Source organism: Sphingobacteriales bacterium (assembly GCA_016699615.1).
Taxonomy (GTDB): domain Bacteria; phylum Bacteroidota; class Bacteroidia; order Chitinophagales; family JADIYW01; genus JADJSS01.
The window spans coordinates 699,133-719,320 of the sequence record CP064984.1; the positions used below are offsets into that span (position 1 = coordinate 699,133).

Annotated in this window: 17 protein-coding genes; 16 read left to right on the plus strand and 1 reads right to left on the minus strand. The window is 32.0% G+C overall.

Going from position 1 to position 20,188, the window contains the following annotated elements; all coding sequences use genetic code 11:
- The first annotated feature begins 1 nt into the window (after position 1).
- The 6 genes from IPK18_03360 to IPK18_03385 all read left to right on the plus strand — a co-directional run bounded on the left by IPK18_03360 (position 2) and on the right by IPK18_03385 (position 9,576).
- Positions 2-2,674, plus strand: coding sequence for a DEAD/DEAH box helicase family protein (locus IPK18_03360; GenBank protein ID QQR98578.1), 2,673 nt, complete (start codon positions 2-4; stop codon positions 2,672-2,674).
- Positions 2,675-2,677: 3 nt separating this feature from the next.
- A complete protein-coding gene (locus IPK18_03365) occupies positions 2,678-5,473 on the plus strand; it encodes a PHP domain-containing protein (protein QQR98579.1) in 2,796 nt (931 codons plus the stop codon).
- Positions 5,474-5,484: 11 nt separating this feature from the next.
- Positions 5,485-6,387 (plus strand): hypothetical protein, encoded by a 903-nt coding sequence (locus IPK18_03370; GenBank protein QQR98580.1) that lies wholly within the window; start codon positions 5,485-5,487, stop codon positions 6,385-6,387.
- 210 nt (positions 6,388-6,597) lie between these two features.
- Positions 6,598-7,761: a Clp protease ClpP gene (locus tag IPK18_03375; protein QQR98581.1), complete on the plus strand. Its 1,164-nt coding sequence runs from the start codon at positions 6,598-6,600 to the stop codon at positions 7,759-7,761.
- Entirely contained in the window at positions 7,758-7,970 is a 213-nt protein-coding gene (locus IPK18_03380) for a hypothetical protein (protein ID QQR98582.1), read from the plus strand. The genes IPK18_03375 and IPK18_03380 overlap by 4 nt, the downstream gene beginning before the upstream one ends.
- Positions 7,971-9,150: 1,180 nt before the next feature.
- Positions 9,151-9,576, plus strand: coding sequence for a hypothetical protein (locus IPK18_03385; protein ID QQR98583.1), 426 nt, complete (start codon positions 9,151-9,153; stop codon positions 9,574-9,576).
- A gap of 151 nt (positions 9,577-9,727) precedes the next feature.
- Here IPK18_03385 and IPK18_03390 read toward each other — a convergent pair whose 3' ends face one another.
- Positions 9,728-10,531 carry a hypothetical protein gene (locus IPK18_03390; GenBank protein QQR98584.1) on the minus strand — a complete coding sequence of 268 codons (804 nt, stop codon included), beginning with the start codon at positions 10,529-10,531 and terminating at the stop codon, positions 9,728-9,730.
- Positions 10,532-10,614: 83 nt separating this feature from the next.
- On the opposite strand from IPK18_03390, the gene IPK18_03395 reads away from it, so the two are divergent.
- From IPK18_03395 to IPK18_03440, 10 genes are all read left to right on the plus strand, one after another.
- Positions 10,615-11,109 carry a thermonuclease family protein gene (locus IPK18_03395; protein QQR98585.1) on the plus strand — a complete coding sequence of 165 codons (495 nt, stop codon included), beginning with the start codon at positions 10,615-10,617 and terminating at the stop codon, positions 11,107-11,109.
- Positions 11,110-11,486: 377 nt separating this feature from the next.
- Positions 11,487-12,050: a helix-turn-helix domain-containing protein gene (locus IPK18_03400; GenBank protein ID QQR98586.1), complete on the plus strand. Its 564-nt coding sequence runs from the start codon at positions 11,487-11,489 to the stop codon at positions 12,048-12,050.
- An 18-nt stretch (positions 12,051-12,068) separates the two neighbouring features.
- Positions 12,069-13,211 (plus strand): site-specific integrase, encoded by a 1,143-nt coding sequence (locus IPK18_03405; protein ID QQR98587.1) that lies wholly within the window; start codon positions 12,069-12,071, stop codon positions 13,209-13,211.
- 21 nt (positions 13,212-13,232) lie between these two features.
- Positions 13,233-13,496: a hypothetical protein gene (locus IPK18_03410; protein QQR98588.1), complete on the plus strand. Its 264-nt coding sequence runs from the start codon at positions 13,233-13,235 to the stop codon at positions 13,494-13,496.
- 15 nt (positions 13,497-13,511) lie between these two features.
- Entirely contained in the window at positions 13,512-14,588 is a 1,077-nt protein-coding gene (locus IPK18_03415) for a hypothetical protein (GenBank protein ID QQR98589.1), read from the plus strand.
- An 82-nt stretch (positions 14,589-14,670) separates the two neighbouring features.
- Entirely contained in the window at positions 14,671-15,006 is a 336-nt protein-coding gene (locus tag IPK18_03420) for a helix-turn-helix domain-containing protein (GenBank protein QQR98590.1), read from the plus strand.
- Positions 15,007-15,032: 26 nt separating this feature from the next.
- Positions 15,033-16,070 carry a protein rep gene (locus IPK18_03425; GenBank protein QQR98591.1) on the plus strand — a complete coding sequence of 346 codons (1,038 nt, stop codon included), beginning with the start codon at positions 15,033-15,035 and terminating at the stop codon, positions 16,068-16,070.
- 430 nt (positions 16,071-16,500) lie between these two features.
- Positions 16,501-19,623 (plus strand): N-6 DNA methylase, encoded by a 3,123-nt coding sequence (locus tag IPK18_03430; GenBank protein ID QQR98592.1) that lies wholly within the window; start codon positions 16,501-16,503, stop codon positions 19,621-19,623.
- Positions 19,624-19,630: 7 nt separating this feature from the next.
- Positions 19,631-19,804, plus strand: a complete 174-nt coding sequence (locus tag IPK18_03435) for a hypothetical protein (GenBank protein ID QQR98593.1) — start codon at positions 19,631-19,633, stop codon at positions 19,802-19,804.
- 61 nt (positions 19,805-19,865) lie between these two features.
- A complete protein-coding gene (locus tag IPK18_03440) occupies positions 19,866-20,120 on the plus strand; it encodes a hypothetical protein (GenBank protein QQR98594.1) in 255 nt (84 codons plus the stop codon).
- Positions 20,121-20,188: the final 68 nt, after the last annotated feature.

Genomic DNA, 20,188 nt, shown 5'->3' on the forward strand with positions numbered 1-20,188 from the left:
TATGAATACAATTGCCAATAATATAAAACAACGCTTATCACTTCGTGAACCGCTTCAAGATTCACTTGATATTGTGGCTCAACTTTGCCAAGAATTAGAGCTAAAAAAAGAAGTCGATTTAGCAGCAGAATTAGAAAAGGTAAAAGCTCATTTCCCTACTTGCACCGATTTTGAAAGAGATTTTGTTTCTATTGCTTTTTCAATTGCCACAGGGGTAGGTAAAACCCGTTTAATGGGTGCTATTGTAGCCTATTTATACTTGCAAAAAGGTGTCAAAAACTTTTTCATTTTAGCACCTAACTTAACTATTTATGATAAACTCATAGAAGATTTTGGCAATCCTGCTTATCATAAATATGTGTTCAATGGTATATCAGAATTTGTACACAACAGACCCGTAGTAATTACAGGCGACAACTATGCACAACAAGGTGCATTATTTTCAGATTCCGAAATTCGCATCAATATTTTCAATATTGCCAAGTTCAATTCCGACAACAGAGGCACAAAGCAAGGTGGGGTTTCTTTAGCTCCAAAAATCAAAAGACTATCCGAGTATTTAGGGCAATCCTATTGGGAATACTTATCAGGTTTAGAAGATTTAGTTATTCTAATGGACGAAGCACACCGCTACCACGCAGATGCTTCTAAAAATGCCATCAATGAGCTAAAGCCCATTTTAGGCATAGAAATGACCGCAACTCCATTTGATGAAAAAGGCAAACAATTCAAAAACATAGTTTTTGAATATTCCTTAGCCCAAGCATTATCAGATGGTAAGTATGTAAAGAACCCGGCTATTGCCACTCGTAAGAATTTCCAAAAAGGCTCTTTAAGTGATCGTGAAGTTGAAATCATCAAATTAGAAGATGCCATAAGCATACACCAAGACACAAAGAACGAACTGGAAATTTATTCCATAAACAACGAAGTGAAATTGGTAAAACCTTTCATTTTGGTGGTTTGTAAAGACATAGCCCACGCTAAAGAAATCTACGAACTCATCAATACAGATGGATTTTATGACGGTCAGTACAAAGGCAAAGTCTTACAAATAGATTCATCCACTAAAAAGGAGGAAGATATTGAGCAACAGTTTATTTCTTTAGAAAGTCCAGATAACGAAATAGAAATTGTTATCCACGTAAATATGCTCAAAGAGGGTTGGGATGTGACCAACCTCTATACCATTGTGCCACTTCGTGCCGCCAATGCAGGTATTTTAGTAGAACAAACCATTGGTAGAGGGTTAAGATTACCTTATGAGGGCAAACGAACGGGAGTAGATAAAATTGATAAATTAACGGTAGTAGCTCACGAAAACTTCAATGCTGTTATTGAAGCAGCACAAGACCCTAACTCGGTATTAAACAAAATGAGTTTTGTAGAAATAGCCGAAGAAGATTTATCTACCAAAACCGTAGTGGTTACCTCTCAGCCAGTAATGGAGCAAACTTTTGTAAAGGAGCAGGAGAAAATCAATGTCATTGTCAACCCACAAGACAAGCAAAAGGCACAAAACAACTTAGATGCTAAAAAAGCAATAATCAATGTACTTCCTGATTTTGGAAGTTTACCCGAAGTTAGACGAGTAGAAGATTTAAGCAAAGAGGAGGTAAAACGAAAAGTAATACGGCAAGTAGAGAAAAACCTATCAGAAGGGCAAGGTAATTTATTTGCAGCTCAAATTGTAGCAGAAGCCAAAGAGGTGTATGATACAATGGTAACTGAATACAAAAAGAATATCATTGAAATACCACGTATGGACTTGGTGCAAGGCGAAACCAGAGCAGAGTTCAAACAATTTGATTTAGACATTACAGGATTCAATTTTCAAGCCTTAGAGCAAGAAATTATCCGAATGGGTTTAAAAGACAAGCAAGTAGAAACCCTAAAAGCAAAATCAAGCGGTTCGTATGGCAATCCTATCAAACTCATCATTGCAGAATTGATTGATTACCCAGAAATTGATTATGATGAAAATGCAGAGTTGCTTTATCATTTAGCAACCCAAGCCTACGAAGCTATCAAAGCCAATATAAGCAACGAAGAAGAATTGCCTTCGGCAATCTTCCAATTCAAAGCAGCCATAGCGGAAAAGGTTTACAATCAAATGAAGCAGCACTTTCAGTTGCATTCAGCAGATTATGTTGCCCCAAGAGTGTTTCCTTTTATTCGCATAGAGCAATGGAGTTTTTCATCATTGGTAAACGCAGGCTACAAAGACTATCGAGATATAGTAAGTCCTACTAATATGATTCCTAAATACGTGTTTAGAGGTTTTGAAAAAGCCTGTCATTTTGAATACAAGTTTGATAGTAAAGCCGAACAAGATTTAGCCTTTGTATTAGAAAATGATGCATCAGTAATCAAGTGGTTAAGACCAGCTCCCAACCAATTTAGAGTTTATTGGGATAACAATTCAAAAAGATATGAACCTGACTTTATTGTAGAAACAGAAAACACCATTTATATGCTTGAAGTCAAGCGTTCCGACCAAACCGAAGAAGAAACCGTATTGGCCAAAAAAGTAGCCGCAGAACGCTTCTGTAAATACGCTTCTGAATACACAGCAGAAAATCAAGGTAAAAAGTGGGTGTATTTAATATTACCGCATAACGAAGTAAGCAGAACAGTATCTATGAATTATTTAGCAACAAAGTTTAAAGGGTAGAATATGATAGATTTTAAAGGCTCAAAATGGTACAAATGTGACCTGCATTTACACACAACAGCAAGTGAATGTTTTGCTGATAGAGAAGTTACACCCGAACAATGGGTTGATAGAGCTATTGAACAAGGTTTGCATTGTGTAGCAGTTACAGACCATAATACACCTTTAGGTATAAAAGAAATTCAAGCAGCTGCAAAAGATAAACCGCTTACCATATTCCCTGGAGTAGAAATTACTTGCGATTCAACAAAAATTCATTTATTAATTTTATTTGACCCATCTAAAGGAGAAGAAGAAGTCAAAAGTTTTTTAAGCAAATGTGATATAGAACACTCTGTATATGGCGATCAATTGGCTTCAACAAATAAATCAGTTGTGGAGGTTGCTAATATTGTAAGAGATAAATGTAATGCTTTAGTTATTCCTGCCCATATAGATGAGTTTTCTGGAATATTTAATTTAAGTCATCAAAATTTAATTGATTTTTATGAGCGTCCTGATATTACAGCAGTTCAAGTCGTTCATAAGGCTTTTTATGAAAATGATATACCTGTCGATTTTCATAGTCAATTAGTACAATATTATGGCAATACAAAAAGTACCATTGATGAAGTAGCTTGGAAAAAACCAGTTGATTTAGCTAAAGCAAAAAATATCTCTATCCTAACATTTTCAGACAACCCACATAAGGTAGGCGATTCTAAACACGGTCTTTGGGGCATTGGCTCTCGTTTCACTTGGATAAAAATGGATGAAACACCTTCATTAGAAGGTTTAAGACAAGCATTTCTACTTCCCGAGCATAGAGTAATAAATGATTTTGATATTAAAGAAAATGACCCCAATAAACAACCTGATATTTGGTTTAAAAGCCTCAAAGTAACTGGTACTAATTTAACTACAAAACAAGATTTAGAAATTGACTTTAACCCCCAACTGAATGCAATTATTGGTGGTAGAGGTAGCGGAAAGTCAAGTATTTTAAGGTTCATTAGAGGTGTTTTCAATAGAGCAGTTAATCTTGCAGATTTTGAAGACCTTTTAAGAGAACAAAACTTATTTTATAAAAAAGCAGATACATCTCACAAAAAGGAAACAATAGGTATTTTCAACCCAGACACATCAATTGTTGAAATAGAAATAGTCCGTAAAGAGGTACTATATAAAATCGTAGCAAGTAAAATAAATTCCGCTTCAAGTCAATTAATAGCAGTCTTTAAATGGCTTGAAGGTTCTTGGGTTTTAGTAAAAGATGATGATAAGGACCTTTTAGAAATATTTGAATTTGAGCAGTACTCACAAAAACAAATTTATGAGATAGCAAAAAACCCAAATGCTTTACGTGAAAGGATTGATAACGCTATTCCTGTGTTACAAGATGTATTGGAGCGAAAGAGTAAAATTGCTAATGAATTTTTAGAAGCAAGAACGAGCCTACGAACAAAACAAGGAGCAATTGGCGGTAAAACTAAAATTAAAACTGACTTAGAGGATATTAACAATACTCTCAAAGCCATAGATAAATCAGGCATAACCACCACCATTAAAAGCACCGATTTATTTGTTGAAGACCGCAAACCAATTAAATCATTCACTGAAACAATTGACGACCTAAAATTAGCCTTGGAGCAGGTTAAGGAAAGTTTTACAATTCCACCTTTTGATACTGAAAATATTCAAGATTCACACAGAGAAGAAATAGAAAGTTTAATAAAAATTGCTACTCAATCAATAGTTCAGCAGGAAAAGGAATTAGATAAAATAATTTTAGAGGTTGCCAAAGTAAAATCAACATTCGATTTAGCCATTCAAAATTCTGACTGGCAGAAAGCACTTAGCTTACTTCTTACCGAAATAGAAGACAAGAAAAAAGAACTATCTGCATCTGAAATAGAGGCACTATCTAAATATCAACAGTTAAAAGGTGTTGTACTTGATAAACAACAAGAATTAAAGGCGATAGAGGCTATTGAAAAAGAAATTACTGAAATCAATATCCAATGTAGTAAGCTTCTAAAGGACTATGTTTATGTTAGTAAAGAAGTTACAGACATTCGTTCTACCTTCATTTCAGACCATATTACGGACGCTAATATAAAAATTGAAATAAAAGGTTTTAGAAATCAAGATGATTTTGAAAGTCAGATAAGATCCATAATGAGTAATGATTCTTCATTTGGTGACGATATTGAAAAATTAAAAACCTTATGTTTTACTGGCATAGTTGAGAATAAAATAAAAGATTGTAAAAAGGCTATTTTAGATGCTCACTACAGCGATATATCATCAGAACATTTTGGCGGTCACTTCAAAAATGCACTACGGAAATTAAGCCCAAGTCAGATAGATAGTATTGAGCTATTTATGCCCGAAGATGAGATTATCGTAAAATACAAACCTGAAGGTTCGTCAGGTTTCAAGCCATTATCAACTGCATCAGCAGGTCAAAAAACAGCAGCTATTTTAACCTTTCTTCTTTCGTTTGGCGACATTCCGTTATTGCTCGACCAACCCGAAGATGACCTTGATAACAGGTTAGTTTATGACTTAGTTGTAAAGGGCTTAAAGAAAGCAAAAGAGAAACGGCAAATTATAGTAGTTACTCATAATGCTAATATTCCAGTAAATGGTGATGCTGAATACATTCTATCAATGGATTCAACAACTACTGACATTAAAGTCCTTCATTCGGGAACAGTAGAAAACAGTGCCATTAAAAAAGAAATTTGTGATGTAATGGAAGGAAGCGAAAAAGCATTTCAACTAAGGTCAGAACGCTACAAAACAATATTTACATAACAACTATCAAAATGATTATATATAACAACACAGGAAATAAATTAGTACAGGTTAAAGAAAAGCCCTTTAAACTTGAACGTGAAATACAATCAATTTTTGAAAGTAACCTTCAGAACATTATGGGTTTGTTGTTTGTCAAATCTGAATTTACAATTAAAAATAAGCGTATTGATACCCTTGCTTATGATAAGGAAACAAATGCTTTTATTATTATTGAATACAAGAGAGATAAAAATTACAGTGTAGTTGACCAAGGTTTAACCTACTTAAATTTAATGCTCCAGAATAAGGCAGAGTTTATCTTGACATACAACGAAACATTAAGAGATGTTTTACATAGTAAAGATGTTGATTGGTCTCAGTCAAGAGTTGCTTTTGTTTCTCCAAGTTTTACCGATAACCAAATATCTGCAAGCGATTTCAAAGACTTTGGTATTGAATTATGGGAGATTAAGCAATTTGAAAATAATACTATTAGTATCAATACAATTAAGAAAAGTAGTGGTGCTCCAAGTATCAAACCATTGTTGGAAAATAGCGATAGTCTAAAAGAAGTAAAAGAGAACATCAAAGTTTACACAGAAGAAGACCATTTCAGCAATGGTTCAGATTACATTATAGAGTTATACGAGAAGTTTAAATCTTCAATACTCAACCTTACAGATGGCATAGAAATATTACCACAGAAGTATTATATAGCTTTTAAGAAAGGTTCAAACATTTCAGATATTGAAATTCAAAAGAAGTCATTGAAAATATTCATTAATGCCAAAATAGGAAGTCTTGATGACCCAAAAGGATTAGTAAAAGATGTTTCAAATATTGGGCATAGAGGAAATGGTGATTATCAAATCCAAATAGAAAACGACAATGATTTAGAATACATAATGAGTTTAATAAAACAAGTTTTGTAATAATATGGCAAGCAAAAGCAGACATACACCATTACAAAGAATAGAACGAAACCTTCGGTTTTCGTTCAGCTGTATGCTGTCTTTAATGTTTTCACCCAATCACACAGAACCATTCAGTTGGTTGGTTATAATTGGCAGTATGGCTTTTTTAGCTTTTTCAATGTTTATGTTATCACTATCAAGTTAATTTTGCAATAAAAAAAATCAATTATGGGAATATACTCGGAATACTTAAATAAGAATTTATCATTTGACGAGCTTAGTCGTGAAAGAAAAAAACAATTGAAAATTATATCCTCATTAAGAGGCGATAGAGATATTTTAGTTTATGCAAGTGATTTGCAAAATCGTCAAAATGCACCTATTTCGATTGATTTCTCAGATATTCAACCATTCAAAGACCAGATTGCTAACTTAAAGGGTACTGCAATTGATATAATTATAGAAACTCCAGGTGGTGTTGGTGAAGTTGTGGAGGATTTGGTTAAGTTGATGAGAGCAAAATATAATGATGTTGGCATTATAATTCCCGGAACGGCTAAGAGTGCAGGTACTATTTTTGCAATGGCAGGTGATGAAATTCTAATGTCACCAAGCTCATCTTTGGGACCAATTGATGCACAAATTATGAATAACAATAAGCGTTTTTCAGCTGATGCCTTTCTTGAAGGCTTAGAGAAAATTAAAAAAGAGGTAATTACATCTGGCAGACTAAATCCTGCATATATTCCAATTTTGCAGAACATATCACCAGGCGAAATCCAAAATTGTGAAAATGCCCAGAATTTTTCAAAAACATTAGTTAGAGAATGGTTGTTTAAATACAAATTCGCTAAATGGGTTAAACACAGTTCAACAGGCTTGCCAGTTACCCCTGATGAAAAAAAGGCACAAGCATCAGCTATTGCTAATCAGCTTTGCAAACATTCTGATTGGTTAACTCACGGTAGGTCAGTTAAAATTCTTGATTTAGAGCAGATGGGCTTAAAAATCAATAATTATGAACTTCATAAAGAACTAAATGATGCGATTACAAGGTATTATACTCTTTTACAAATAAGTTTAGAAAGTACTAATATTTATAAAATCTTTGAAACTGTTGATACTCAAATAATGAGGTTTGCATCACCACCTGTAGATGCAGTAAAAGATAATAAGCCAACAAATATAATTGTGAATTATCAATGTCCAAGATGCCATACGCCTTATGAAATACAAGCGAGACTTAAATCTGATATTCCAGTAGATAAAACCAAGATACTTTACCCACAAAATGATATATTTGTATGTCCTAAATGCAAAGTTTCAAATAATATTAGTCAAGCACGCTTGCAAATAGAAGCTCAAACAGGTCTAAAAATCATTACGATATGACAAAAGATAGTAACATAGTAGAATCAGATAAAAGTGTATACGACTTTAAGGTTGTTTTTGATAAACTAAATGAAGTTATTGCTACGCAATCATCAGAATTAAAAGAAGATCTTAGGATTTCAAATGAAACAGTTTCCACTATTGCATACTTTAGAGATTTTCAAAATAGTCAGTTAGAAAATCCTATTAGTTTTTACACAAAATCCTAAGTTATTAGGCGTATTTAAGTCCCACCCAGCCAACGCACAAAACACGGCTTATGCACTGCCAACGCACAATGCCAACGCTTCAGTGCATACTATGGTACTGCCGCCATTTTTAAACTGTCATACTTTTTGTGTGGGCTGTTCCCAACGCTATACAGCACATTGCTTTTTTGTTTAAAGCATATATTTTTTAGCGGTATAAACTAAAAAAGCAAAGAGCTGTTGCCAACCCTCCACAGCCCAAACAAAAAGCCGCTACACTCCAACCTCCACCACCGTTCCGCTTATGCCAGTATTAAAAATGTCGGAAGCTACATTAACATAATGTGGCATTATAGTACAGCCTTTTCCCCTGCTTGTGCAAGCACCCAAACGCACAGTCTGTCCTATAATAACATTATGTTAAGTATCCAGCACCATAGACGCTACCAAAAAAATATTCCCCAACGCAAAACCCAACGCAAATATTTTTTGGTATCGTAGCCGTGTTTTAACCAACCGCACCCAACCTAAGTACCACAATTCCCCACCACCCTTTCAGCGGTCAGAAAAAAAATAAACTATGATATTTAGTGTCGGCTTTTAGTAGGTACTATTCCGTTTCTCTACATAGCACCCACTACAGCCTAATATGCCAGCAAGAGTAGTGCCTTCTCTCCATTCCACGATACCCAACGCACTATTCCATTACGCAATCCGTATGCTTTCCCCAACCCAATAAACTTTGCAGAAATGTAAAGATTGCAAAGTTTGCAACCCTGCAAAAGCATACAGTATTGCTACATTCCATACCCAAGCAATCGTTCCATTCCGTTCAGTTACTACACTTGCCACGCCAAGCCAACGCACAAATAAGGTATAGTTTATTTTTTTCTGGAAGTGTTTACCCCATTGGAATTGAAAATAAGGTGCATCAATTAAGATTAGAATTATAAGAGATGTTTTAACAAAAAAGAATAAAAAAGGCAGCAAAAGTAGGTGGTTACAATTGGCCCATCAAGGTCAAGCCCTACGGGTTTTGAAAAAAAAATCTCCACCCTATCGGGTAGTATTTTTTTCTCAAAAACCTTGCTTGTCCAATCTCCACCACCTGATGAGATGGCTTTCTTTTTTTTTCGTTTTTTTCTTTGTCAAAAAATTTTTTGTCAGAGGGGATTTCGGGAGCAAACAAAATCATCTCAAAATGGCAAAATTCTCACTTAAAACGTACAGCCCAAAAGCTCAAATAAATGAGCCACATTTTTACATCCTATGCAAAGGAAACAACAGCGGAAAACCACTTTCCGAGCCTTGCCCGAATTGCTTTGTTTTAACCGCCAAAACCGAAGAAGATAAGCAGTTTTTTTACTCGCTTTGTTTCGGATTATGGAAGGCAAAATCATTTGAATATTTTTTAAAAGGTTCTGTTATTCCATTCATTACCATTGGCGATTGTAAACAAGCTATAAATACTGGATTAGAGCAAGCCAGCACAGATTTAAAAGGTTTCAAAAAGTCAGTAAAGGCATTAGAAATTTTAGAGCAGCAGGAGAAAAAATACAAAGAAACCTTGCTACTTATCAATGATGCAAAAAGAGCTATTTTTTACCGATACATCAAAAAAAGGTAAAATCCCTTTCCTATGGTTGACTTATGGTTTAGGCACACTTATTTAAACCATATTTAACCATTATAGGAAAAAAAGTGCAAACTAAAAAAGCCCACTCGATTTGAGCAGGCTTTCCCGATTTTCCGAAATCGTCTAATTCACTGATGAAGAATTAGAATATCTTAGCTACTTTCATTGCATTTCCTTGCGAAAATAAATAGTAGTTTGAGTTTACTTCCTGATAAAATTCTACCGCCAACACATTCACAACTGATACATCCGCAGTAATAGTAGGAGAACCCGGCAAAGTACTTACAACACTAATTAAACCAGTTGAAGCATTTACAGGAAGATAACCTGAATCTTGTACATCTGTTAATCCGTTTGTAACACCGTCTTTTGGCTCATAAACTCCTGTAGTACTGTTATATTCAAAGTCAGACAAAACAGAAATAGCATTGATGATTTTGAAATGAGTAGCTCCAGCAGGAACATACATTCTATCCAAAGGATTAAAAGAAGGTATATCCAAAGTTGAACTATCTCTTGCAGCTGTTGGAGTAATAGTATAAGGAGCATTAAAAGCACCATTTAGAGAATTGAATTTGTTAAACTCAAACCCTTCTAAGTACTGAGGTGCAACAGTTACCAAAATTGCTCTTTGCCCTCTTGCCTCCGAACCATCTTCCAAATTGATTCTTTTCATTATTGCGGTTATCCTTCCTGTAACTTGGCTATCGCCATTATTACGAATTAAACCTGCAATACTTGTTCTTAGGGATTTACCTGCAATTGCACTTCCTCCAAATTCGTTCATATTCTCACGAGTACGAACAAAGGCTGGATCAGATGCAATCTGTTCTGAAGATGGACCGCCTTTTAGACCTGCAAAGTAACCATCATTCCCTTTAATTTTGAAGTGACGAACTTCACCTAACGTCCCAACATATTTAATATGTCCTTTCTGTCTTGCCATAATGATACGCTTTTTTTATGTTAAAAATTTAGTGTAAATTTACGCCATAAATAGCTGTTAATCAATTACTTAAATAGTGCAATATGAAGCAATTAGATGTAAAGTGTCAGACCACAATCAAAACCAACTACGAAATAGTAAAAGTTGTAGATGGTGACGGTATAATCGCAAAGAATATAATCTCAAATAAAGAGGAAGAAATTCGTTTTTATGGAATTGATGCACCAGAGTTGACACCTTGCAAAAAACTAAAGCAGGACGAAAGAGAAACCCATTTATCAGGGCGTTTTTTGATAGAGCTTGCACACCAGTCTTATGAATTTTTAAGAACTAAGGCAAAAATTGGAAATCGGATTACATTAATTCAAGAAGTAGGCAACGAGCAAGACCCATACGGCAGAACTTTGGCTTATGTGGTATTGCCTAAAGGCAACACCTTAAACGAAATAATGGTCAAGAACGGCTTTGCAAAGGCTTATGATAAACTTTATTGTTCCGAACTACCAAAGTATCAAGAACTCAATTTGAAGGCTAAAACAAAGAAAAAAGGCTTATATTTGCTGGTAGATAGGTTCTAATAAAACAAAGGCATTTTCTCTTATTTGCCACCAATTTTACAGTTTTTGTTGCCTATTTGTTGCCCAATCTGCATAACTAATTGATAATCAATACAGGTTACTTTTTGCATCGGAAAGTAACCACGCAAAAACAACCTTTTAACAACTACACAATAAACAACTATAATGTATTGTAAATAAGCATTTTAGATTGTATTAAATTTCATATTTATTACTGGTTATTATACCTTTGTTTTGGTTTAATTTGTACCTTTGTTGTACCTTGAACCATATTGAGGTACAAATTTTACATTTTTGTACCTTAAAAAGCGAAATAAATTGACAAAACAATACAAAAAAGTACACTTTAGTACAAAATGGACAAATAACAAAGTGAAATGAGTAGTTCAACATTTAGAATTAAGAAAGTTTGCCAGCATTGTGGAACTGTTTTTGAAGCGCAAAAAGTATCAACTAAATTTTGTAAACATCAATGCAGTCAACGCAACTATAAACTAAGAGCAAAACTTGCTAAAAAAGGTGAAGCAGAATTACAACTTACAAACAGTTTGGCTTTTCAACCTAAAGTAAACGCAACCAGTTTAGAACTAATAAAGCATAAAGAATTTCTAAGTGTTACTGAATTATCTAAACTATTAAATTGTTCACGTCAAACTATCTACAATATCATCAATACTGGAAATATAAAAGCAGTTAATTTACTTAGCAAAAAGACATTGATTAGACGTGTAGATATTGACCAATTATTTGAAAACCCTAAAACCAAAATGAATGAATCAAACACAACTATTGAAATGGTTAATATTATAGAAATTGAAAAGGAGTTTAATATTTCTTACAATGGTTTATCGGCAATTATAAAACGAAACAACATTGAAACTGAAAAGCGTGGTGTTTATGTATTTGTAAATAGAACTGAAATGAAAAGAGTATTGAGTTAAAAACTAATTTCACAAGAAATGACTATAAAAGTAAAACTAAGACAAAAACCAATATCAGGAAATAGACAAAGTCTATATTTAGATTTCTATCCAGCGATTCCAAATTCTAAAACTGGTGAACTAACAAGACGTGAATTTTTAGGATTGTATTTATTTGACAAAGCTAAAACACCATTTGACAAAGAACACAACAAAACAAACCAGCAAATAGCTGAACAAATTAGACAACAAAGAGATAACTCATTAAACAAACCTGAAATATATACTGGTTTTGAAAAAGAGCAACTAAGAATTAAAGAATTTGGTGAAACCTCTTTTGTTGCATACTTTGAAAGTTTAGCCAACAAAAGAAAAGCATCGAATTTTGATAATTGGATTTCTGCATTAAAATACTTCAAAGAATTTTCAAAAGGTGATGTGAAATTTGAAAACATAAACGAAAAGTTTTGTTCAGATTTCAAAGATTTTCTATTAACAACCAAAAAAGAAAAAAGTACAATAACTAAACTTTCACAAAATTCAGCAGTTTCATATTTTAATAAATTAAAGGCAACTCTAAAACAAGCGTACAAAGACGGATATCTGAAAACTGATTTAAACTCACGAATTGCATCTACAAAACAAGCTGAAACACAACGAAATTTTCTAACTGTGGAGGAACTAAATAAACTTGTAAAAACAGATTGCACAATACCATTATTTAAAACAGCTTCATTGTTTTCTGCACTAACTGGTTTGCGGTTTTCAGATATTGAAAAACTACTTTGGAGTGAAATTGAGTTTATAAAAGGTCAAGGTTACTTTATTCATTTCAAACAAAAGAAAACACAAGGTTTTGAAGTAATGCCAATTTCTGAACAAGCATATAGTTTATTAGGTGAACCAAAAGAACCAAACAATAAAGTATTTGAGGGTTTAACATATTCAGCATTAAACAACAAATATTTATACCAATGGATTGCAAAAGCTGGAATAACAAAAGATATAACGTTTCATTGTTTTAGACATACATTTGCTACATTACAACTTAGTAACGGAACGGATATTTATACTGTTTCAAAAATGTTAGGACACCGAGAACTAAAGACAACTCAAATTTATGCTAAGGTTATGGACAAATCTAAACGTGAAGCGTCTGAAAAAATTATACTGGATTTATAATTATGAAAATTTTATTGTAAAATGATAACTACTATACATGAAACACTTTTTATTGAGAATATAGAAACTATAAACTTTTGTGATAAACCAGTAATTTATCAATTATCAGTAAGGAATTTAAGAGAACCTTTTGAAACACAACCAACAAAAGGAATTAAACACGATTATAATAATTGTAAAAAATGCAAGAAACAACACGCAAATATTTTAAGACAAGCAACAGAACAATTTAATATTTTTCCTAATTGCTGTGAACATCATAAAAACCTACTAAATAAGGATTAGTTTAATAAATCCAAAATGGAAAATTTGGCTTTGATAACAACTAATAAATTTATTTTCACCACACAACATATTTACAACAATATAGAAAGTGAAAATTGGTATAAAGAAATCACAGATTACATTGAATATACAATTTGTAGTTTTGGTACGTTTCCTGATGCTAATTGTGGAAATCCATTTTATTTAAGCAGTTATTTTGACTACATAAAAAGGTATACAAACAATCTAAAATGTACTGGTGAAGAGTTAAAAAGGAAACGTATAATTTTAAGTTATTTAGATTCATATTTTACAAAAGATGAGGACAAAGATTTTGATTTTAAACTGATTGTATTCTACTATGAACAATGGTATAAAACATTTCCTTTTGACTTAATATACTTTCAGCATTTAAAGGAAAGTTATAAATCTATTCCATTATTTACAAACAAAACTGAAACCAATAAATACCTAAACCGAACTAAAGTTAATATACACACAAAAGATAGTCTTTTAGAATTATTGATTAACAGAACCAAAAAATTACTTACTGAAATAAATGGTGCAACACTTTATAAAAAAGGTTTACTGAATGATACAAATAAAGTACAAATTGATTTGCTAATTGAAAGTAGAATTTTAGAATGCGATACCATTTTGAATGATGATACTGCAAATGAAAAACATAGATATTTAAACATTTTGAAAAAATGGCTTGCTGGTGAAATTGAGTTTATAAATGAATTGGTAAAAGTATTGCCACCTCCACAAAAAACAATTGCCAACAAAGCCGAAACCGAAAGTAATAACTACTCAAATAAACAAATTGCAATTGCATATAGTATAATTGGTGAGCAAATAACCACAGAAAATGCAAGTGCTATTTTATTAAAACATTCAAAAAATAGAAGTATTGATAAATTACTTCAAAAAAGAATTACCAAACCAAGTACTCTTACTGTTTTATCAGGCAATAAAACTACTGACACAATGAGTTTAAACGATTTAAAAAGTGCAAAACGATTACTAAGTGGTATGAAAAATACAAAAGCAGTAAAGGACACTGAACACATAATAACTTCATTCCAAACAAATTACAATAACAAGTATTAAAATACATACCACTTGCATACCACTTGCACTCGGTTTATTATTCTACACTAAATAATCTTTGCTACATAAATACAGTAGCAAAATGAACAATCCATTTGAAACAATAGATGCAAGGTTAAGCAACATAGAATCTATTTCACTTGACCTGAAACACTCAAACCAAGTAAGTCAAACAACAACAGAAATAGACCAATGGTTTGACCTAAACCAATTATGTGAATACTTACCTGATAAACCAGCAAAGGCAACCGCATACGGCTGGGTACATACTGGTATGATTCCACACCACAAAGGACAAAAAAAGCTAAGATTTCTAAAATCTGAAATTGACCAATGGCTAAAAACTGGTAAGCGTAAAACTTATGCAGAAACTTCAATTATTGCAGAAACCTATTTGCAATCAAAAAAACGAAAGTAAGTATTCACACCTAAACAGCAATTCTTATGAGCAAAGTGGTACATACATTAGCACAAATCGGTACAACTAAACCAGCCAAAAACGCCAAAACACCTATTGCCATTGTAAAAGGCAACGGTACGGACGTTTCAAATAACGATGTAAATTTTGCACGTTACCAGCGCAAAATTAAAACACAAAAAGTAGTTCTAAGTCTTATTGATGTTGCAACAAAAAAAGGACAACTGGAAAGTGTAAAAGAATATTGGAATACTTACTATTGCCTTAACAAAATTTACATCGACGGAAATAGAATTTATGGTTACTACTGCAAAAACAGAATTTGTACTGTGTGTAGTGGAAACCGCAAAGCCGAAATGATAAACAAATATTTGCCTATTCTTAACCAATGGAAAGAACCCTACTTTGTAACACTAACTATAACCAGCGCACCACTAAAACGATTAAGTGCATTAATGAAAGCAATGAATAGAGGATTGAATTTGATAGTAAACAAATACAAACAACGAAATAAACGAAATACTGGCAAAAAACTAATAGGTATTAAAGCCTTAGAATGTAATTTCAACCCAAAATATAAAACATACAATCCACATTTTCACTTAGTAGTACCTGACAAAGAAACAGCCGACATTTTGATAAATGAATGGCTTTACTATTGCAACCGAAAAGGAAAATACAGAGCAAGTCTAAAAGTACAACTTGCAATAAAAGTAAAAGATAATGAAGATGTTTTAGTGGAGGTTATAAAATACGGTAGTAAGATTTTTACTGAAAAAAAAGGCGACGACAAAATTAAGATTCCAGCAAAGATTTACGTTTCTGCTTTACATAATATTCTAACTGCAATGAAAGGAATACGATTGTTTGAGCGTTTCGGTTTTAACACACCCAAAAAAGAAAAAACAACTACTACCAAAATACTAACTGATTTTGATACATTGGTTTATGATTCTAAAGTAATGGACTGGATAGATATTGAAAGTGAATTAAGATTAAGTGATTATGCTTTGCCGACTGAATTACAACAACTCTTAAATAATATTGATACGGTAAGCGAATAAAAAAAAGGAACGATATTACTCATTCCTTTCCAGCACAAACTACCGTCGTAGTTTATTCTTTGAATAGTAGCTACTCCAATTAGTATTACCCTATTCCGTACTTGCGTTTAAGTAGTGCCGATTAATCGGTCTATGTCGCACACAATACAAAAGTACAAAATTTCTAAAAATAAAATGAGGATGCAGTCGTGGTGCATCCTCTGTGTCCCGTTTAATACACCGTGTTGCAAAGCAGTATCAGGTATTTCTACTTTCGTATCGGCTCCGTAGTGCAAAGATACAAAATTTTAAAAATAAAAATACCAGTCATGCGAACAAAGGTCATAGCTTATAAAGCTATCCAAAGTCTCTAACTGGCAAGTACAAAGTTATAGAAAATTCTTATTACTTATTACTTTCTACTTATTACTTTCTTTCGTATTTTAGCCAAATGTCATTATTTCAGAAATCCGTTCTCAATCAATATTTAAAGCAACTCGATAAAACGAAAGTGGAAAATGCTTACCAAAAGTTTAAAGCACATTTTCACAATGCTACTATTCAGCAACATATTAGAGATAGCAAAGAAGAACAATATCAAGGCGAATTTTTGATAGATTTATTTGTAAATGTTTTAGGTTATACAAAAAATCCACAACCAAATTTTAATTTACAAACCGAACAAAAAAACGAAACTAACAGCAAAAAAGCAGACGGTGCAATTTTGAAAGATAGCAATGCAATTGCAGTTATCGAACTAAAAGGCACAAACACTACTGATTTAGCAACCGTTGCACCACAAGCATTTGGTTATAAAAACAATCAAAAAGAATGTAAATACGTTATCATTTCCAACTTTGAAAAGTTGCGTTTCTACATTGATAATGCAATAGATTTTGAAGAGTTTAATTTGTTTACACTTACTGAAAATGAATTTACGTTATTGTATTTGTGTTTGCATATTGATAATATTTTTTCGGATTTACCAGCCATTATAAAACAAAAATCAACGGTAAAAGAACAAGATATTACAAAACAATTATACAAAGATTATTCAGATTTTAAACGCAAATTGTTTACCGATATTGTACAACTTAATCCACAATACGACAAACTTATTTTATTCAAAAAATCTCAAAAATTATTAGATAGAATTTTGTTTATTTTGTTTGCAGAAGATAGAGGTTTGTTACAAGCAAACACCATTCAAACAATTTTAGATGAATTTGAAAACCTTAAAAAACTCGATGCTTACCAGCCATTATACGAACGTTTTAAAAAACATTTTACTTACTTAAACAACGGTTTAAAAAATGAGAAATACGAAGTGTTTGGTTACAATGGTGGTTTGTTTGCCAACGATGAAATTTTAGATACCATAAAAATTTCCGATAATCTTTTACAAAACTATGTTCCTATACTTTCTAAATATGATTATGAAACAGATGTTGATGTAAATATACTCGGTCACATCTTTGAACATTCGTTAAATGATATTGAAGAAATACAAGCTGAATTAGACGGAACAGCAATTGACAAAACTAAAACCAAACGCAAAAAAGACGGTGTTTTTTACACACCAAAATACATTACAAAATATATTGTAGAAAATACTGTTGGTGCGTTGTGTACCGAAAAGCGAAATGAATACGGAATTATTGCCGACAACTATACACCTGACAAACGCAAAGCAAAAAAGAAAGAACTATTACAAACTTTAGATACCTACCAAAACTGGTTACTGCAAATTACAATAGTTGACCCAGCGTGTGGTAGTGGTGCATTTTTAAACCAAGCATTAGATTTTTTGATACAGGAACACAAAGGTATTGACGAACTAAGAGCGCAACTGTTAGGACATAGTTTTGTATTACCTGACCACGAAATAGAAATATTAGAAAACAATATTTTTGGTGTGGATTTGAATGATGAAAGTGTAGAGATTGCACGGTTGAGTTTGTGGTTGCGTACTGCACGGAAAGGACGAAAACTAAACAGCTTAAACAACAATATAAAATGCGGTAACAGTTTAATAGATGATGCAACAATAGCAGGAGAAAAAGCATTTGACTGGCAAAAGGAATTTCCAAAAATATTTGAGCGTGGAGGCTTTGATGTAGTGATTGGAAATCCACCATATGTACAATTACAATCAATAAAAGAAATATCTGAAAGTTTACAAGGCTTAGGATATAATACTTTTGAAAAAACTGGTGATTTATATTGTATGTTTTATGAAAAAGGAAATATCATTTTAAAAGAAAATGGAATTTTAGGTTTTATTACTTCTAATAAATGGATGCGTTCAAATTATGGAAAATCACTAAGAAAATACATAACAGAATACACACAACCTATTTTAATAATTGATTTAGGTGCTGGGATTTTTGATAGTGCAACAGTTGATTCTAATATTCTAATTTTTAGTAAAAATGATTACAAGAGTTCATTTAATGCAATTGATATTACAAATGAAAATTATTTTTTGGATTTTTCAATTTATGAAAATCAAAAAATAGAAATTAATCCTAAAAAAGATGAAATATGGACAATCTATAATTTATCAGAAAGAAATATTAAACAACAAATAGAAAAATTAGGTACACCTTTAAAAGATTGGAATTTAAAGATATATTTAGGTATAAAAACTGGATACAATGAAGCATTTGTTATTGACAAACAAACTAAAGAACAATTAATAAAAGAAGATGCAAATAGCATCAAAATTATAAAACCAATACTTAGAGGCAAAGATATTAAAGCATACATTACTGATTATTCTGATTTATGGTTAATTAATTTTCACAATGGTTATAAGGTTGGTAATGAATATAAAGAAAGAATAAAAATTGAAGATTATCCAGCTATTAAAAAACACTTAGATAAATATTGGAATAATCTTGAAAACAGATATGACAAAGGTGAAACACCATATAATTTGAGAAATTGTGCATATGTTAATGAGTTTGCTAAAAAGAAAATAGTATATCCTGATATTTCACAGAAACTTAGTTTTGTTATTTTAGAGGAAGATTACATTGTTGCAAATACAGCTTATTTTCTAACAACTGATAGTTGTTATTTGCTTTCAGTTTTAAATTCAAAATTGATAAATTATTATTATAAATCAATTTCTGCTCAATTAGGTAGTACTGGTATTAGAAGTTTTACCATTTATATTGAACAATTACCAATTCCAAATATCTCACTTTCCGACCAACAACCATTTATAGAAAAAGCAGAAACGATGTTGCAAAAAAACAAAGAACTGCAAACCATAAAAAGCAATGTTGTAAAGTTGTTGCAAAGTCAATATTCAACAATCAACATCAACACCAAACTCAATAATTGGAACGAATTGAGTTTTAAAGATTTTTGTAAAGAACTGGAAAAGCAAAAAATAAAACTAACTCTTTCAGAAAAAGCAGAACTGCTACAATACTTTGAAACCGAACAAACCAAAGCCAACAACATACAACAAACCATCAACCAAACCGACAAAGAAATAGATACAATGGTGTATAAATTGTATGAGTTAACAGATGAAGAAATCAAAATTGTAGAAAATAATTAGCAAGATTATGGAAATAGAAACAATTTTTGATTTTAATCCAACTGATGCTGAACTAAAAAGGTTTGGATTAACTCATTCTGATAAAGAAATATTATTGGAATTTCCTGATACTTGTAATTATCAATTAGGTGTTTTATTTTCGATTAGAAAAACGAAAAGAAAGCCAATGAATATTTTTTGAGAATAAAAAATAAATCAATGTTAAATACACTAATGCAAGATTTTTAATACAATACAAAACTATGGAAAAAGAAATATTAACATGCGTATGTTCAAGTGTACAACATCAAATTGTGATACGCTACGAAACAGACGAAAACCAAGTGTATGCAAATATTTATTTAGCAGATTTACCAATAGGTAAAAGAATCCTAAACGCAGTAAAATACATTTTTGGCTACAAAAGCAAGTATGGTGATTTTGAAGAGTTTATTTTCGACAAACGAGATATTCCAGCTTTAGAGAATGTAGTAACACATTTGAAAAAAGTAGACTAATCATTAGATTATGCAACTAAAAAGGCAAAAATCTTGTTAATATATTAATTAGCAGAAACACAGTTATC

Bases quoted from the DNA above. Each gene is read 5' to 3' on its own strand.
- IPK18_03360 (QQR98578.1), top strand. From the start codon at position 2: ATGAATACAATTGCCAATAATATAAAACAACGCTTATCACTTCGTGAA.
- IPK18_03365 (QQR98579.1), top strand. From the start codon at position 2,678: ATGATAGATTTTAAAGGCTCAAAATGGTACAAATGTGACCTGCATTTA.
- IPK18_03370 (QQR98580.1), top strand. From the start codon at position 5,485: ATGATTATATATAACAACACAGGAAATAAATTAGTACAGGTTAAAGAA.
- IPK18_03375 (QQR98581.1), top strand. From the start codon at position 6,598: ATGGGAATATACTCGGAATACTTAAATAAGAATTTATCATTTGACGAG.
- IPK18_03380 (QQR98582.1), top strand. From the start codon at position 7,758: ATGACAAAAGATAGTAACATAGTAGAATCAGATAAAAGTGTATACGAC.
- IPK18_03385 (QQR98583.1), top strand. From the start codon at position 9,151: ATGGCAAAATTCTCACTTAAAACGTACAGCCCAAAAGCTCAAATAAAT.
- IPK18_03390 (QQR98584.1), bottom strand. From the start codon at position 10,531: ATGGCAAGACAGAAAGGACATATTAAATATGTTGGGACGTTAGGTGAA.
- IPK18_03395 (QQR98585.1), top strand. From the start codon at position 10,615: ATGAAGCAATTAGATGTAAAGTGTCAGACCACAATCAAAACCAACTAC.
- IPK18_03400 (QQR98586.1), top strand. From the start codon at position 11,487: ATGAGTAGTTCAACATTTAGAATTAAGAAAGTTTGCCAGCATTGTGGA.
- IPK18_03405 (QQR98587.1), top strand. From the start codon at position 12,069: ATGACTATAAAAGTAAAACTAAGACAAAAACCAATATCAGGAAATAGA.
- IPK18_03410 (QQR98588.1), top strand. From the start codon at position 13,233: ATGATAACTACTATACATGAAACACTTTTTATTGAGAATATAGAAACT.
- IPK18_03415 (QQR98589.1), top strand. From the start codon at position 13,512: ATGGAAAATTTGGCTTTGATAACAACTAATAAATTTATTTTCACCACA.
- IPK18_03420 (QQR98590.1), top strand. From the start codon at position 14,671: ATGAACAATCCATTTGAAACAATAGATGCAAGGTTAAGCAACATAGAA.
- IPK18_03425 (QQR98591.1), top strand. From the start codon at position 15,033: ATGAGCAAAGTGGTACATACATTAGCACAAATCGGTACAACTAAACCA.
- IPK18_03430 (QQR98592.1), top strand. From the start codon at position 16,501: ATGTCATTATTTCAGAAATCCGTTCTCAATCAATATTTAAAGCAACTC.
- IPK18_03435 (QQR98593.1), top strand. From the start codon at position 19,631: ATGGAAATAGAAACAATTTTTGATTTTAATCCAACTGATGCTGAACTA.
- IPK18_03440 (QQR98594.1), top strand. From the start codon at position 19,866: ATGGAAAAAGAAATATTAACATGCGTATGTTCAAGTGTACAACATCAA.